Source organism: Paenibacillus sp. FSL K6-1230, assembly GCF_038002385.1.
GTDB classification, from domain to species: domain Bacteria; phylum Bacillota; class Bacilli; order Paenibacillales; family Paenibacillaceae; genus Paenibacillus; species Paenibacillus massiliensis.
In genome coordinates this window covers 2,398,558-2,411,301 of record NZ_JBBOCK010000001.1, presented here as the reverse complement: position 1 = coordinate 2,411,301, position 12,744 = coordinate 2,398,558, and the positions used below count along the sequence as shown (strand labels likewise).

At 48.4% G+C, this 12,744-nt stretch carries 16 protein-coding genes; 3 read left to right on the top strand and 13 right to left on the bottom strand.

From position 1 onward, the window contains the following. Positions 1 to 129: 129 nt before the first annotated feature. Positions 130 to 756: an FMN-dependent NADH-azoreductase gene (locus MKX74_RS10640; protein WP_018883244.1), complete on the top strand. Its 627-nt coding sequence runs from the start codon at positions 130 to 132 to the stop codon at positions 754 to 756. 220 nt (positions 757 to 976) lie between these two features. On the opposite strand, the gene MKX74_RS10635 is transcribed toward MKX74_RS10640, so the two are convergent. The 5 genes from MKX74_RS10635 to MKX74_RS10615 form a co-directional block, all read right to left on the bottom strand. Beyond that, positions 977 to 1,489, bottom strand: a complete 513-nt coding sequence (locus tag MKX74_RS10635; RefSeq protein ID WP_341178320.1) for a hypothetical protein — start codon at positions 1,487 to 1,489, stop codon at positions 977 to 979. A 239-nt stretch (positions 1,490 to 1,728) separates the two neighbouring features. Beyond that, on the bottom strand, positions 1,729 to 1,884 hold the full coding sequence (locus MKX74_RS10630; protein WP_018883246.1) for a hypothetical protein: 156 nt from the start codon (positions 1,882 to 1,884) through the stop codon (positions 1,729 to 1,731). 487 nt (positions 1,885 to 2,371) lie between these two features. Next, a complete protein-coding gene (locus MKX74_RS10625) occupies positions 2,372 to 3,451 on the bottom strand; it encodes a lactonase family protein (protein WP_025677034.1) in 1,080 nt (359 codons plus the stop codon). 113 nt (positions 3,452 to 3,564) lie between these two features. Then, a complete protein-coding gene (locus MKX74_RS10620) occupies positions 3,565 to 4,017 on the bottom strand; it encodes an OsmC family protein (RefSeq protein WP_341178319.1) in 453 nt (150 codons plus the stop codon). 147 nt (positions 4,018 to 4,164) lie between these two features. Beyond that, positions 4,165 to 5,376, bottom strand: coding sequence for an MFS transporter (locus tag MKX74_RS10615; RefSeq protein WP_025677038.1), 1,212 nt, complete (start codon positions 5,374 to 5,376; stop codon positions 4,165 to 4,167). Between the two features lie 330 nt (positions 5,377 to 5,706). Here MKX74_RS10615 and MKX74_RS10610 point away from each other — a divergent pair, with 330 nt between their 5' ends. Beyond that, complete coding sequence (locus MKX74_RS10610) at positions 5,707 to 6,630, top strand: AEC family transporter (protein WP_341178318.1); 924 nt, start codon at positions 5,707 to 5,709, stop codon at positions 6,628 to 6,630. A gap of 384 nt (positions 6,631 to 7,014) precedes the next feature. Here MKX74_RS10610 and MKX74_RS10605 read toward each other — a convergent pair whose 3' ends face one another. Together MKX74_RS10605 and zwf are read right to left on the bottom strand one after the other, a co-directional pair. Then, positions 7,015 to 7,689 carry an SOS response-associated peptidase gene (locus MKX74_RS10605; protein ID WP_341178317.1) on the bottom strand — a complete coding sequence of 225 codons (675 nt, stop codon included), beginning with the start codon at positions 7,687 to 7,689 and terminating at the stop codon, positions 7,015 to 7,017. Between the two features lie 58 nt (positions 7,690 to 7,747). Beyond that, complete coding sequence (zwf, locus tag MKX74_RS10600; protein ID WP_341178316.1) at positions 7,748 to 9,241, bottom strand: glucose-6-phosphate dehydrogenase; 1,494 nt, start codon at positions 9,239 to 9,241, stop codon at positions 7,748 to 7,750. Positions 9,242 to 9,533: 292 nt separating this feature from the next. On the opposite strand from zwf, the gene MKX74_RS10595 reads away from it, so the two are divergent. Beyond that, complete coding sequence (locus MKX74_RS10595; RefSeq protein WP_341178315.1) at positions 9,534 to 9,851, top strand: hypothetical protein; 318 nt, start codon at positions 9,534 to 9,536, stop codon at positions 9,849 to 9,851. Positions 9,852 to 10,001: 150 nt separating this feature from the next. Here MKX74_RS10595 and MKX74_RS10590 read toward each other — a convergent pair whose 3' ends face one another. From MKX74_RS10590 to MKX74_RS10565, 6 genes are all read right to left on the bottom strand, one after another. Next, positions 10,002 to 10,604 carry a nitroreductase family protein gene (locus tag MKX74_RS10590; protein ID WP_341178314.1) on the bottom strand — a complete coding sequence of 201 codons (603 nt, stop codon included), beginning with the start codon at positions 10,602 to 10,604 and terminating at the stop codon, positions 10,002 to 10,004. A gap of 146 nt (positions 10,605 to 10,750) precedes the next feature. Continuing rightward, positions 10,751 to 10,978 carry a hypothetical protein gene (locus tag MKX74_RS10585; RefSeq protein WP_341178313.1) on the bottom strand — a complete coding sequence of 76 codons (228 nt, stop codon included), beginning with the start codon at positions 10,976 to 10,978 and terminating at the stop codon, positions 10,751 to 10,753. 101 nt (positions 10,979 to 11,079) lie between these two features. Continuing rightward, positions 11,080 to 11,292 (bottom strand): hypothetical protein, encoded by a 213-nt coding sequence (locus tag MKX74_RS10580; protein ID WP_341178312.1) that lies wholly within the window; start codon positions 11,290 to 11,292, stop codon positions 11,080 to 11,082. Then, positions 11,289 to 11,786, bottom strand: coding sequence for a metallophosphoesterase family protein (locus MKX74_RS10575; protein ID WP_018883256.1), 498 nt, complete (start codon positions 11,784 to 11,786; stop codon positions 11,289 to 11,291). The genes MKX74_RS10580 and MKX74_RS10575 overlap by 4 nt, the downstream gene beginning before the upstream one ends. Before the next feature lie 93 nt (positions 11,787 to 11,879). After that, positions 11,880 to 12,308 carry an Rrf2 family transcriptional regulator gene (locus tag MKX74_RS10570; protein ID WP_341178311.1) on the bottom strand — a complete coding sequence of 143 codons (429 nt, stop codon included), beginning with the start codon at positions 12,306 to 12,308 and terminating at the stop codon, positions 11,880 to 11,882. 28 nt (positions 12,309 to 12,336) lie between these two features. Beyond that, the gene (locus MKX74_RS10565) at positions 12,337 to 12,714 is read right to left on the bottom strand and encodes a DivIVA domain-containing protein (protein WP_341178310.1); all 378 of its coding nucleotides are present in this window, start codon (positions 12,712 to 12,714) and stop codon (positions 12,337 to 12,339) included. Positions 12,715 to 12,744 lie beyond the last annotated feature (30 nt).

Sequence of the window (12,744 nt, the reverse complement as noted above, 5' to 3'; positions counted from 1 at the left end):
CCAAGCATGATGAGTCACCATAAAAAAGAAAGTAACTCCATAAAAAATATTATGTGAAAATATGTTGACTGAATTGTCTTAATGCTGTAATATTCCACTTGAGAATAACTCTTGGGAGGAATTAAATCCATGGCTAAAGTTCTATTTGTAAAAGCTAATGACCGTACTGCTGAAGAAGCAGCAACAGTTAAATTGTATAACGCATTTCTGGAAAGCTACAAGGCTTCCCACCCAGCTGATGAAGTAACTGAGCTGGACCTGCACAGCGTAGAGCTGCCTTACCTGAATGCTAACATGATCCGTGGTCTGTACAAAACTGCTAACGGATTCGAAGCGACTGCTGAAGAAGCACGTCTGGCTGGTATCGCTAATGGCTACCTGGATCAATTCCTGGCTGCTGACAAAGTCGTATTCGCATTCCCACTGTGGAACCTGACAATTCCTGCTGTCCTGCATACTTACATCGACTACCTGAACCAAGCAGGCAAAACGTTCAAATACACTGCTGAGGGTCCTGTAGGTCTGGTAACGGACACTAAAGTTGCTCTGCTGAATGCAAGAGGCGGCTTCTATTCCGAAGGTCCTATGGCAAGCTGGGAAATGTCCCTCAACTTCGTTAGCAACATCCTTACTTTCTTCGGTGTTCGTGACATTACGAAGATTGTTCTGGAAGGTCACAACGCAACACCTGACAAAGCTCAAGATATCGTTGCTGATGCCTTGAAGCGTGCTAGTGAAGCTGCTGCTCAATTCTAATTGAGCTAGGGAGTCTTAACGGCTCTTGCCCATGTATCTGACTGCATCCGCTGGCACGATGATACATCATGAACGATACATCCGCAGTCACACTACTTGTGCTGACAGCATCAAAAAGGATGCTTCCAGAGTCCATCGACTTGGGAGCATCCTTTTCTTATAGCTTTTATTTGTACATGTACAGCTGAGCCCAATGTTGTTGAATATAATTCTACACTTGTTATGGGATGAACTGCTGTACGATCTTCACAATTTGACCGTTCTCCACCGTGATATGATACGGGAAGTCACCCAGATCCAGGCGCTCCTTATTCTCAAAGCCATCCACGAAGGTCTGCAGCGATACTTCCTCATTCCAGTTCACCTGTACATCCTCCAAATGACCTGTGCGATCATAGATCTGCATGATGACCTTGGCATCAGCTGCAATGGGCAGCTCCTCGTTCTCAATCTGGTCATTCACGATATAATAATTATCAGGGGCCTCCGTCATCTCCGAATCTCCTTCACGTTCCCGGAAGATCTCGTGTGCTGCCTCGCCCTCATACCATTCAATCCGATCAGCCTGCACATAGACTGTGCCATCCTCATTCCGCTGTAATCCGTTAAAGAAGACTGTCTCCTGTTGATCTGCTGCCTGCACTGGTTCGTAGCCTGTGGCTGCAGTTCCACCTGCTGTAACAAATATTAAGACTAATGTGAACATCAGCAGCTTTGCAGTAGCTTTTATCATGTTGCTTCCTCCTTACGGTACGGGAATGGACACCGCCATCTGCGTCTTACAAGTTCATTACCCTTCTCTTCAAATCATAAACGATCCTGCCTGCAAAAAAGTTTCAGAAATCGCTGAAAGTAGTTACAATTTCTTCAGAATCGCTTGGTGGGCAAGCGTCTGGATGGACCTAATGCTACAGTGGTTTGCTTCTTGTAATGGTCTGCTTCTTGCAGTGGGTTGCTTCTTACAATTGCCTGTTATCGCAGTAGCCCAAGCTTTCTAGCTCGTTCCTCCGAGAGAATAAACTCCTCACTCTCCCATACAGTATCATCCTCATCCAAGCCAAACATCGTCATGATCTCAGGCCAGATGCCCTTCTCCAGCGCTTCCTGCTGCGTGATGATGACCTTCATACATTAACACTCCTTTATTCTACAGGCTGTTTGTTACGTCTCTTACCCATTGCCTAGCGCCTAATCTCAGCGCCGCCCAGATCATTGCTTATTGCTATGTTTGCTAATTGAACTGATTAGGCTACGATTGATCCACAATCCAGTCCAGACTTAGACCATATAACATAGCTTGGCCCCGATCTGCAGCAGCAACTTCGCTCTTCCAAGTGAAATCAATCCTCTACGTTGAAAATCACTCTTCTATTTGCAATCACTCTTTCTATGTGAGATCACATTTTCTACGTACAATCAATATACTTGTCTTATTTACTATATACACAGGTTTGTCCAGGTATGCATACTTAAATGTATACTTTAATGCCTTATTTCTTTGCAAATAAATAAAGAGCCACAGGGTTCACCCAAAAGGTGAGGCCCATGACTCTTCACTTCATTTCCTATCTGTATTCTCTATGTTCACTGCTCCCATCAACTAGCATGGAATGCATTAGATGGAGAAGTATACTGGTTTCACGCATACCGGCTTCGATACTTCAACGCTGAGTCCGGTGTATTGCAAGCGACCTGTTGTGCGATCTACCTTGAAGGTCACAATGTTGTTGGTGTCACGGTTTGCAGCAAGCAGGAATTCCCCGCCAGGTACGATAGCAAAGTGACGTGGGTGACCGCCTTCTACAGACACATATTCAACCACTTCCAGCTTGCCGGATTCGCTATCAAAAGCATAGACGACAATGCTGTCATGTCCACGGTTAGAGCCGTATACATACTTTCCGTCCTCAGACACTGCGATCTCAGCCGTCGTATTCTCGCCCTCAAAGCCGGCAGGAAGTGTGGAAATGTTGCCTACCTCTGTAAGCTGTCCCTTCTCAGCATCATAGGCAAATGTCGTCACAGAAGAATCTACCTCGTTGATTACAAAAGCATATTTGCCATTAGGATGGAATGCCAAGTGGCGTGGGCCTGCACCCGGATGCGTCTTAGTCTCCCCATGCAGCACCAGCTTGTCCCCTTCAACCTTGTAAGATCGGATCACGTCGAGACCGAGATCCTGTACGAACAGGAAACGTCCATCCGGGCTGTAGAAGGAGGAGTGTGGATGCGGGCGATCCTGACGCTCTGGATGGTGTCCATGACCTTCATGCTGTGCAACATCCAGCAGCTCGCCGATCTCGCCATTCTCACGGATCGCCAGGAGTCCAATCATACCACCATGATAGCTGGTTACGGTAAGGTAAGGCAGCGTGTCATGCTGTTGAATATGGCAGGTCGTTCCAGCAACGGTGTTTACGCGATTCAGCAGAGTCAGCTTGCCAGTAGATGGGTCAATGTCGAAGGATACTGCTTCTCCGGCTTTGCCGCCTTCTTCCGTCACTCTGTCACTGATGGAATAGAGCTTACGCTGGTCTGCATCCACATGCACGAACGTAGGGTTGCTCAGACCGGATTGCTCGTCCAAGAGCTCCAGGGCACCTGTTTTTTCATCAAAAGCGTATACGTATACGCCGCTCCCTTGACTTTCAGCATAGGAACCTGCAAATACCAATAATTTTTGTGCATTAGACATGTGAATATCCTCCTCGGTGTGTTAAGAATAGTATAGTATGTGTACAAAATGAATGACTACATGTGGTTGTCAGTAGAGACCCACTATGGATCGCCTTTCTTCATTAGAAGCGGCTATCCGGCATCATCCAGCACCACGACTGCCTGAGTAGACAGCTCTACATTGCCTGCCAAGGCGCGAGAGATCATACACGATTGCTCTGCCTTGTCAGCCAGACGCTCCGCCTGCACCAGATGCTCATGGCTTGATCCAGCAGCAAGCACAATTCGTGGGCGGTGAATAATACGCCGGTAGGTAAATATGTTATTCGTCACATCCACAATGCCTTCAGAGGACAAAGCTAGCGATTGAACTAGCAATCCTGCTCTCTCCATCATAGCAGCTAATGTAATGATATAACAGGTGGACGCCGCGCCCAGCAGCATTTCATCCGGGTTGGTCCCCGTGCCGGGCCCCCCCATCTCTACAGGTATGGAGATCACTGAACGCAGACCCCCTGCATCAATCTCCCCTTCACTGTTACGCCCACCCTTCCAGGTAGCCTCCAAATGAAATACATGCTCCACAACCATCAGCTCCTTTCCCATAGACTCTTACCATAATCTCTGTCAGCTCAGACATTTCATTCTTTATTTCATGGCGCTGATTCCTTGACACAGACTCGGGCAGCATTAACTCATCAGCACTAACTAAGCGACATTGGCAAGCCCTGTCTACGTGAGCTCCTTGCCCTTCGTCTCCGTACCAAGAAATAGCACTGCGAAGGCTCCAATCAGAATAGCAATAAAGAAGATGCTGAATACCGTGACAAGACTGACACCGCTAGCAAGCAGAATCCCGACCAGATAAGGGCCAATAACCCCACCGATTCGGCCAAAGGAAGCTGACATACCGACACCAGTCGAACGTACGGATGTGGGATACAGCTCTGGTGTGTAGGCATACATGCCACCCCAGGCCCCCAGATTGAAGAATGACAGACAGATGCCTGCTGCCAGCAAGGAGCCTGCGCTCTCCGCTGTACCGAACCAGATCGCAGCTCCTGCCGTAAGTAGCAGGTAGACCACCAGCACGAATTTGCGTCCCAGCTTCTCAATGAAATAGGCCGCCGTAAAATAACCTGGAAGCTGTGCCAGTGTCATAATCAGTACATATTCGAAGCTCTTCACCAGCGTGAAGCCCTTAAGTACCATGACACTTGGCAGCCATAGGAACATGCCATAGTAGGAGAATACTACGGTGAACCATAGCACCCAGAGCATAATCGTGGATCTACGATGAGGCGCCGACCAGATCGAGCGCAGTCTATCCCCTAACGGCAGACGGTTCGCCCTTTGCTGTAGATAGCGAGGCGGGTCCTCAATGGCTTTGCGTAGATACAGGGCATACAGAGCAGGTATGGCCCCGATCAAGAAAGCTGCCTCCCAACCAAAGCGTGGGATGACGAAGTACCCTACGAGTGCTGCCACAATCCAGCCACCCGCCCAGAAGCTCTCCAGCAGCACGACCATTCGGCCGCGTTCATTCGCTGGAACGGATTCGGAGACCAAGGTAGAAGCAACCGGTAGCTCTCCCCCAAGGCCTACCCCTGCTACAAAGCGTAGAATCAGTAGCATACCAAAGCCCACGGCAAAGGCAGATAGGCCTGTCGCGATTGAAAAGACGAGCAGTGTCCACATTAGAATCGCTTTACGTCCATACTTATCCGCCAGAATTCCAGCAAAGGCGGCTCCAAAGACCATCCCAATAGAATTCATGGCTGTCAGCAGCCCAACTTGCTCCTTCCCAAGCTGCCAATCAGCAGCCAATGCAGCTACCACAAAAGACAGCAGTCCGATATCCATGGCATCGAACAGCCAGCTGAGTCCTGCACTGAACAGCAGCTTTTTCTTCTTGGCAGGGCTCAAAGCAGGAGTATCATTCATATTCTCGCCCCTTATCCATGTACAATGTTATGTATTGCATAACTGTAGGTCGAATTGGCAGACAGCAATGCATCCGCATATTGACCCTCTCCCCTCAGGAGGTATACAGTAATGATTATACATCCAAATTCATCATTTGCATAAAACAAACAAGCGACTTTTCAATCAAACCATCGAGCACTCGCGCATTTCGCATAGAACCTGCTGAGCTTGTCCATCAGGAATATGCAGCTGAATGTGCTTCTTGTTGAGTGTTCGATTCGAGTGAGTAATGAAACAGGCTTAATTCAGTTATTGGATTGAAAACCTTTCAGAAAGTAGGAGTCATCGTTGCTGCATACGTTCCTGATTACGCTCTACGAAGTATTTGTCCCTATTGCCCTACCGCTCATCGCCGGAGCAGCACTTGCCCGGTTCCGCTCTATGGAGACACGACCGTTGACCACGCTCGCGCTATATGTACTTAGTCCGGCCATCATCTATCATACGTTAGCGAATGCTGCCATTTCCTATGCTGATGTGCGCGATAGCGTTCTATTCTCACTGAGCAATCTGCTCGTGTTATGGTTGCTTGCAATCAGCGCTTCCCGATTGCTCAGGCTGGATCGGTCGGAGCAGGCTGGTCTTACATTGGTAGTTGCCTTTACGAATAGTGTTAATTATGGGCTTCCGCTTGTCTTGCTGGCCTTCGGTCAGCTCGGTCTGGACAAGGCCTCGGTATATGTCGTTACCCAGATGATTATCGTCAATACCATCGGTATTCTATTTGCAGCACGTTCACACTTTAACTGGAAGCAGGCTGGTTTGTCCGTATTGCGACTGCCCAGCATTTATGCAGCACTAGCCGCCATGCTTGTCCGTGGCGCAGACTGGCCGTTGCCTTCGGCACTGCAGGAAGGAATCTCACTGATTGCCGCTGCCTATTCTCCGGTAGTACTGGTCATCCTTGGTGCGCAAATGCTTCATGTCTACAGGGCTCCGCGTGCAGAGCAGATGGATCGGGCCTTTTGGGCCGGAATGGGCATTCGCTTGTTGATTAGTCCGGCTGCTGCTTTTGCCATCCTGCTGCTGCTGAATGTCGAAGACACCCTGTTCCGGGTGTTATTGATTTTGGCTTCAATGCCTACCGCGGTGAATGCAGTCCTGCTCGCTGAGCAATTCGACGCCTCGCCAAGGCTGGTCTCTCGCTGTATTTTGTGGACGACGTTGTTATCGTTCATCCTGTTGCCTTTATTCATTTCTTGGCTTGCCTGAGAATTAAGAACAAAGGACGCTGGACACAGCACACAGCCTGTAGTCCAATCATATTCAGCACTAACGAAGCGATAAATCCATCGCCCCTCAAGTTCACAGCCCCACACAGCATCTCAAAAAAAGACGGAAGTCCGGCCTCACGGCCAGCTCCCGTCTTCTGGAAACCTACGACCTACCGGCACCAGAACTCAGACCGATGATCATGACGATGAGCACCAGCAGTTGGATGAGCGTCTCGATACTCACATCCAATCGCCTCCATCCCTCATGGAATGCTCCTTCGGCCGATTCCCCTCTCCCCGGAACCTTGCGCAGTTTCCCACTAACATACCTATGAGGGATGTAACGGAATTATGTATAGCGGAGGCAGGTGCTTCTATGAAGTCATGGCTTGAACCAGGCCAGCTTCAGATCCATTTCCTGGATGCACTGTCTAGTATCATGCTGATCATTTCCGACGAGGGGAGTTACTGGATAGATCTGCATATCTGATTCCTCATAGGTCTGTAGCAGCGGCATCAGCCGATCCATCTCCTGAATGTCTGGATCAAGCCAGCGATCGGCTTGGTCAGCGGTCAGGATGGCTGGCATACGCGAATCGAATTCACGAATGGCCGTATTGGCCACGGTCGTGAGCATCGTGCAGGTCCGAAGCGGCTCCTTGCGCGTATCCTTCCATACCTCGTATAATCCGGCCACCGCGAACATGGCCTGCCCCGGGAGCACAACTCTTACTGCACAGCTCCGCTTTCCTTCATTTCTCCAATAATAGAAGCCATTGCAGGGAATGATACAGCGCCGGGTCTCAATCATTTTGCGATAAGTGGGATTTACCCGCACCGTGCTTAGCTCAGCATTCACGCAATCTTTGCCCCAATAAGGAATGATGCCCCAGCGAAATTCATCAAGGACACGCTCGCCATCTTGCTCCAGCACGATGGGAACTTGTTGGGTCGGACTCATGTTGTACCTTGTCTTATAATAATACATGACCCGCTGCACCCCGAAATACTCCCGCACCTCATCTAGCTCCGCAGATAACGAAAATCTTCTGCACATGTCATCATCACAATCCTTTCTGGTTGCTATGATTACAGTGTGCAGAATTTATGGAAAATTATACAGGAATCGCCTTGGTCTGAGGCTCGTACGCATCCAGATGCCAACGGAAGCCATCGCTCGCCAGCAGATCATCCGATGCCTGTGGGCCACAGCTTCCTGCAGGATATGGATGCAGCGGGAAGGAAGCTACCTGGAAGGCATCCAGAATGGGCTGTACCCATGCCCAGGATAGCTCTACCTCTGCCCAATGCGCAAAGAAGGTGGAATCTCCCTGCCAAGCATCCAGGATCAAACGCTCGTAAGCTTCAGGGACATTACCTGCTGGTGCATGGAAATCCATCGTAATCTTCTCAAGCTGTCCGTTCAGCGGATTGGTGCTGTTGAGCTGTAGACTGGCTCCCTCCTGTGGATTGACAGAAATCACTAGCAGATTCGGAGCTGCAGCCTCGTGAACGCCTGCGTGGGGTACAGATGCCTTCGACTTGAATTCCACAACAATGCGCGTCGATTTCTCTTTCATCCGTTTACCTGAACGCAAATAAAACGGAACGCCACGCCATTGCTCATTATCAATCCACGCTCGCGCTGCAATAAAGGTGTCATTGCTGGAATCAGCCTCAATACCAGGCTCCTCCAGATAACCGGCATAAGCGGTGCCTTGATGCTCAGCTGCTGTGTATTGCCCACGGACAATGTCGTTCGATACATCAGCCGTCTGTAAAGGACGAATGGCCTCCATCACCTTTCGCTTGGCCGTACGGATCCCTTCCGGGGTGAAATGCTCAGGTTCAGGCATGGCCGTCATCATGAGCATTTGTAGCAAATGATTTTGAATCATATCACGTAGCGCGCCCGAATGATCATAATAAGCAGCTCGCTCCTCCACACCAACGGTCTCGGAGGCAGTAATCTGAATATTCGCGATATGCTCGCGATTCCAGATACCCTGCAGCAACGGATTCGCGAACTTCAGCGTCTCCAGATTCTGAATCATCGGTTTGCCAAGATAATGGTCAATACGGTAAATTTCCTCTTCCGCAAATGCCTGACTCAGATGCTCGTTCAGCTTGCGTGCAGATTCCAGATCATGACCGAACGGCTTCTCGATGATGAGTCGCTTCCAGCCTTGGGCACCTGCGAGTCCGCTGTCTCTGATCTGACCTGCAATGACCTCGAAAAACTCTGGGGCAACCGATAGATAAAATAAACGATTACCCGGGATGCCGAGCTCTGCTTCACGCTGCTCCGCCATGCGCAGAAGCTTCTTGTAGTCTTCGGCATGATGTACGTTCAGCGAGCAATATTGAAAGGCGGATAAGAATTGACCCATACGGGCTGTATCCCCATCCTTCTGTCTTGCGAATTCAATAATGGAATGTTCTACCCGCTGGCGGAAATCAACATCTGTTACCTCACGTCGGCCTAGGCCAATTACAGAGAATGAAGCAGGAATTTTGCCCTCGATGAATAGTTGATATAATGCAGGATATATTTTGCGCTTTGCCAGGTCCCCTGTTGCCCCGAACAAGACAAATGTAGTTGCTTCCATGATTCAATCCCTCTTCCCCATCATAATACAGGTCAGCCGTTGGCACCTCTGGATTTCGCTTATCCTCTATATATGAAGATGTCATATCCTAAGTGTTTATGACTCACGCCTAACGCCTAGCTTATTAAAAGTTACTCGTTAAATTAATGTAACCTATAATACACCTTTTGTTCCTTTTTAGTCAATTTAGTCGATATGATTTGTAAGCTATCTCACGGATTTCATTACGAGCCTATGCTATGCTATCATGTTAGTCAGGAACATCGTCTAACAGGAAGGACGGGATGACCAGTTGGCATTCGGTATTACTAGACAGGAGCTGGTTGAGTGGAAAAGGCGCGTAAGCAGCGGTGAGATTGCCTTTCTCACACATTATTGGACCGATGAACGCTTCCCACATGCTACAACGGTCACCAAGGTTGGCTGCTCGGACTTGGCCCGCTTGGAGGACTGGTGCAGGGCGAATGGTTTGAATCCTAGGTACATTCATCGCCGGGATGAGTATCCACATTTTGATCTGATCGGACCACGTCAGATTGAGATTTTATCCAGCCACGGGCTGGAGGACCATCTCCGCCGCTTTCGCTTACTTCCGGCCTACAAAGCTTGATCCGTCACACTTATATAACGAGTATCATGACAGCAGGGGCTGCATTCACGCTATTATAGCGATGTAATGCAGCCCCTGTTTATTGGATTCGTACTGCTTTTCAGACTAGTACTTCAACCCTTATTATGCTCAGAGTCTTGCTAAGCTTATTTATTTGAAGGTCTTCACGCGTTCCTCGATGGGCTGGAACTCTTTGTCGCCTGGCTCGAACGTAGGTGCACCAAATGGCATTTGAGCAATCAGCTTCCAATTCTCAGGCAGCTTCCATTCGTTTTTCACATGCTCATCGATCAATGGATTGTAGTGCTGAAGGGAAGCTCCCAGACCTTCCTCTTCCAGAGCTGTCCACACGACCAGCTGAAGCATGCCGTTGGATTGATTAGCCCAGATTGGGAAGTTGTCCGCATAGGCCTTGAAGTTCTGCTGTAATCCTGCAATCACATCATTATCCTCGAAGAACAGCACGGTACCATATCCACTGCGGAAGCCAGCCATTTTCTCAGCTGTAGACTTGAATTGCTCTTCGTTACCCACAACCTCACGCAAAATATTTTCTGTAATGTTCCACAGCTTATCATGCTCACCGCCGAACAGAACTACAGCACGAGCCGTTTGAGAGTTAAAGGAAGATGGAGTGTATTTTACTGCTTCTTGAACGATTTCTGTAATCTTCTCATCGGATACTGACACAGATTTGCTGATTCCATAATAGGAGCGTCTTGCTTTAAGTGCTTCAAAGAACGATTTAGCCACGTAAAAAACCTCCGTTATTTTTATATTTCATTACTTTTCGTAACTTAATATACATTACATAGAATCAGGAAGTCAAGTAAAATATACCAGACTGATCATATTTATTTTACCCTGCTACCTATTCGTACATTCAATATCTACGGAATTTATGACTCAGGCTTGTATTTTCGTTCGCTGGATGAGCTGCTTTTGCTCTTGTCCTTCTCCTGCTCCTCTTGCTTCTCCAGCGTCAGATCTTCCATGGGGATGGCATCTACACTCTGCTCGGCCTCATGAATATCCAAGATACTCTTACGCTCAGTAGGATATTGCTCAGGGTGATCCCGGTTAAATGGTTGCTTTTGTTCTTCCTTGCGTTGATCACTACGTCTCATGGCATGCTACTCCTTCCATATTGCGTGTCTACTATTTCTTACCTGTTCCTGTAAAAAACTAAACACCATTCGTGAGATTCCTAAGATATAAGAAAAAACGTCTATCGTCTTACTTTCACGGGAGACAAGCGGCGTATAGTGGAATTATTTCTGGCGATAATCGAATGGCTCAACTCCTGTAAGAATTTCCACAACTCTACGATCGTGAAAAAGGCCAAGACTGGGACAATCTTGCCCGCTGTCTTGACCTTATATCGGATGTACATGGAATATAGAAATTGATATGTGTTCATGCCTGCAAGCTGGATATTCATCGCGCTGAGTAAAAGATATGCTCCGCATGCAGCTTGTCCGCTTGCACCGTCAGAATGGCAAACGAATATTGCTGTTGCATCCGCTTATCCGTCGCAGATCCAGGATTGAGCAGCATAATTCCGTTAACTTCATCAAGCAGTGGCACATGAGAATGGCCAAACACAATGCAATCCACCTGCTGGTCGGCAAAAGCCTTCAATGCCCGCTGTTCAGTCGTTCCCCGGAAGCCATCCCCGTGAATCATTCCGATACGTTTGCCCTCTGCTTCAATAAGCTTCTCATAGCCCAGACGGGATACGATATCCTCCCCATCATTATTGCCTGCTATCCCCTCTACCGGAGCATAGGCTGCCAATGCTTCATAGACGGACCAATCCGTCCAGTCCCCTGCATGCAGAATCAAATCTGATCCGGGAAGCTCCTCCAATAACCTTGCTGGTAAGCCTTTGGACCTCTGGGTCATATGGGTGTCAGATACGACGATGATTTTCAAGACTTCTCCTCCTTGCAATAACCTGCCGCTGGCCTGACTCACAGTCTCACACCGAGAACGGTGTAGATAGCAAATCTGTTATTTACGGACGGGCTAGCATATGGTGTCTTTATCCAATTGGGCAATCGACTGCTTCAGGTCATATAGTGTAATGGTCTCGAAAAATTCGAGTACCTTTTGCTCAGCCAGGATGTTGATGGACTGCAGTAGCGCATCTATATTTCTTCCCACATCACAATCGGGATTGGTATCCTGATGGACCGTGAATAACGGCCTGTCTTCCTTCGTCGCTTCGTAAATATTCCTTAAATGGATTTTCTCATCGCTGCGCACCAGACAGAACCCTCTTGTACCCGGGGAAGACTCCACAAGGCCGGCTTTCTTAAGACTGCCCATAATTCTTCGAACTACGACAGGATTGGTGTTAATGCTCGAAGCGATCACGGAGGACGTAATGCGATCCGGTGCGCTCTGGCTTAACAACAGCAAGCAGTGAATGCTCACCGAAAAATGGGTGCTCATGCTTCATCATCCTTTATTAATCTAAGGGTTACTCTGGAAAATAATCATGCTCGGGTCTTAGTCGAACCTTTAGCATCCGTACACTGTTCTCCAGTTGCTTAACTACATCCTCTAGCTGACGGCGATCAATGCTCTGATAATCGGGTACGGGCTTTGGAGCATTTTGCAGGTCACGGAGTGCAATCTGCTGTTCCTGCCATTTATCCATCAAATCGGAAATATGGGCGTAAAAGCGCTCATAATCCTTAATAATGTCATCTAGATAAGCATCCACTTCCTCTGGGTCGTAGCCGCGCATCTTGGTCTTGAACTGCTTCTCATGTATGGCTAAAGCATCGAGCTGAATTCCTAGCTGATTGAATAGCTTCTTCTGTTTATCCAGCCGACGTTTCATATGCTCATCCATGCAAATCCCCCTTCCACTTCCTCTACAATT

Excerpts from the sequence above, each read along its gene's own strand:
- MKX74_RS10640 (WP_018883244.1), top strand. The coding sequence starts at position 130 with ATGGCTAAAGTTCTATTTGTAAAAGCTAATGACCGTACTGCTGAAGAA.
- MKX74_RS10635 (WP_341178320.1), bottom strand. The coding sequence starts at position 1,489 with ATGATAAAAGCTACTGCAAAGCTGCTGATGTTCACATTAGTCTTAATA.
- MKX74_RS10630 (WP_018883246.1), bottom strand. The coding sequence starts at position 1,884 with ATGAAGGTCATCATCACGCAGCAGGAAGCGCTGGAGAAGGGCATCTGG.
- MKX74_RS10625 (WP_025677034.1), bottom strand. The coding sequence starts at position 3,451 with ATGTCTAATGCACAAAAATTATTGGTATTTGCAGGTTCCTATGCTGAA.
- MKX74_RS10615 (WP_025677038.1), bottom strand. The coding sequence starts at position 5,376 with ATGAATGATACTCCTGCTTTGAGCCCTGCCAAGAAGAAAAAGCTGCTG.
- MKX74_RS10605 (WP_341178317.1), bottom strand. The coding sequence starts at position 7,689 with ATGTGCAGAAGATTTTCGTTATCTGCGGAGCTAGATGAGGTGCGGGAG.
- zwf (WP_341178316.1), bottom strand. The coding sequence starts at position 9,241 with ATGGAAGCAACTACATTTGTCTTGTTCGGGGCAACAGGGGACCTGGCA.
- MKX74_RS10585 (WP_341178313.1), bottom strand. The coding sequence starts at position 10,978 with ATGAGACGTAGTGATCAACGCAAGGAAGAACAAAAGCAACCATTTAAC.
- MKX74_RS10580 (WP_341178312.1), bottom strand. The coding sequence starts at position 11,292 with ATGAATATCCAGCTTGCAGGCATGAACACATATCAATTTCTATATTCC.
- MKX74_RS10570 (WP_341178311.1), bottom strand. The coding sequence starts at position 12,308 with ATGAGCACCCATTTTTCGGTGAGCATTCACTGCTTGCTGTTGTTAAGC.
- MKX74_RS10565 (WP_341178310.1), bottom strand. The coding sequence starts at position 12,714 with ATGGATGAGCATATGAAACGTCGGCTGGATAAACAGAAGAAGCTATTC.